This is a genomic window from Streptomyces boncukensis (genome assembly GCF_011045075.1).
Lineage (GTDB): Bacteria > Actinomycetota > Actinomycetes > Streptomycetales > Streptomycetaceae > Streptomyces > Streptomyces boncukensis.
Genome location: NZ_JAAKZZ010000842.1, coordinates 1 through 2,034 on the forward strand (window position 1 = coordinate 1; position 2,034 = coordinate 2,034).

Genomic DNA, 2,034 nt, shown 5'->3' on the forward strand with positions numbered 1-2,034 from the left:
GTCCCGCCCCGCCCGTCCGTCAGTCGTGCCAGGCGCCCAGCTCCTCCAGGAGCGGGTGGAGCGCGTCGAAGACGCCCGGCGAGGCGGCCAGCGTCAGCTCCCCGTCCGGCGCCGCCGCGCCGCGGCCGCCCGTGCGCGCCCCGGCCTCCCGGGCTATCAGGTCCCCCGCCGCCATGTCCCAGGGGTGCAGCCCGCGCTCGTAGTAGCCGTCGAGCCGCCCCGCCGCCACATCGCACAGGTCGATCGCGGCGGATCCGCAGCGCCGGATGTCGCGCACGCGCGGCAGCAGCGCCCTGGCGACCTCGGCCTGCGCCGCGCGCCGCCCCGCGACGTAGCCGAAGCCGGTGCCGATCAGCGCCTGGTCGAGCGGCGGCGAGGGGCGGCAGCGCAGCCGGCGCTCGCCCCGCCAGGCGCCCTCGCCCAGCACCGCGTGGCAGGTCTCGCCGCGCACCGGCGCCGCGACGACGCCGACCACCCGCTCGCCCGCGTACTCGGCGGCGATGGACACCGCCCAGTCGGGGCGCCCGTACAGGTAGTTGACCGTGCCGTCGATGGGGTCGATGACCCAGCGGACCCCGGAGCTGCCCGGCGAGGAGGCGCCCTCCTCGCCGAGGAAGCCGTCCTCGGGCCGGTGGTCGCCGAGGAAGTCCGTGATCAGCTTCTCGGAGGCGAGGTCCATCTCCGTGACCACGTCGATGGGGCTGGTCTTGGTCGCGGCGACCCCCAGGTCCTCGGGACGCCCGTCCCGCAGCAGCGCGCCCGCCTTGTGGGCGGCCTCCAGGGCCAGGCTGAGCAGTTCGGCCTTCAGATCATCCGTCACAGTGCCGTCCTCGTCGTCCGTTGCGTGCTCGTGGTGCCCGGGGCCGTCCGGCGGGGCCCGCCGGACGGAGCCGTCCTCGTGCCGTACCGCGCCGTACCGCGCCGCGCTCACTCCGGTGCGCCGGCCGCGGCCGGCCGGGGCGTGCGGGCCGGGCAGCAGCCCACCGGGCACACGTCGTGGCTGGGGCCCAGCGCTCCCAGGGCGCAGCGCTCGGGGCGCTCGCCGCGCTCGCTCGCCGCGCGCTCCAGCACGAGCTCGCGCACGGCGGCGGCGAACCTCGGGTCGGCGCCCACCGTCGCGGACCGGGCCACCGGCAGCCCCAGCTCCTCCGCCCTGGCCCGCGCCTCGGTGTCCAGGTCGTAGAGCACCTCCATATGGTCCGAGACGAAGCCGATCGGGACCATCACGGCGCCGGGCGCGCCCCGCCCGTGCAGCTCCTCCAGGTGGTCGCAGATGTCCGGCTCCAGCCACGGCACCTGCGGAGGGCCGCTGCGCGACTGGTAGACGAGCCGCCACTCGCGGGCGGTGCCGGTGCGCTCCCGTACCGCGTCGGCCACCAGCCGGGCGACGTCCAGATGCTCGGCGACGTACGCGCCGCCGTCGCCGTGCGCCGCCGCGGGGCCCGAGGTGTCGGCCGCCGCGGTGGGGATGGAGTGGGTGGTGAACGCCAGGTGCGCGCGCTCGCGTACGCCCTCCGGGAGCTGGGCGAGCGCGTCGAGCACCCCGTCGATCACCGGCTCCAGGAAGCCCGGGTGGTTGAAGTAGTGCCGCAGCTTGTCCACCTCGGGCGGGCGCAGCCCTTCGGCCTCCAGCGCGGCCAGCGACTCGGCGAGGTTCTCGCGGTACTGGCGGCAGCCGGAGTACGAGGCGTAGGCGCTGGTGGCCAGCGTGAGGACGCGGCGGCGGCCGTCCTTGGCGATCTCGCGGAGCGCGTCGGTGAGGTACGGCGCCCAGTTGCGGTTGCCCCAGTAGACCGGCAGGTCCAGGCCGTGCTCCGCGAAGTCGGTGCGGAGGGCCCCGAGGAGGCGGCGGTTCTGGGCGTTGATGGGGCTGACGCCGTCGAACAGGTAGTAGTGCTGCCCGACCTCTTCGAGGCGCTCGCGCGGGATGCCCCGGCCGCGGGTCACGTTCTCCAGGAAGGGCACGACGTCGTCGGGCCCCTCGGGGCCGCCGAAGGACAGCAGCAGCAGCGCGTCGTAGGGGGCGTACGGCGC

Annotated in this window: 2 protein-coding genes; both read right to left on the reverse strand. The window is 76.3% G+C overall.

Going from position 1 to position 2,034, the window contains the following annotated elements:
* Positions 1-19 precede the first annotated feature (19 nt).
* Entirely contained in the window at positions 20-820 is an 801-nt protein-coding gene (locus tag G5C65_RS36230; RefSeq protein WP_165303301.1) for an inositol monophosphatase family protein, read from the reverse strand.
* A 107-nt stretch (positions 821-927) separates the two neighbouring features.
* A partial coding sequence (locus tag G5C65_RS36235) for a ferrochelatase (RefSeq protein ID WP_165303300.1) occupies positions 928-2,034 on the reverse strand: 1,107 nt, incomplete at its 5' end.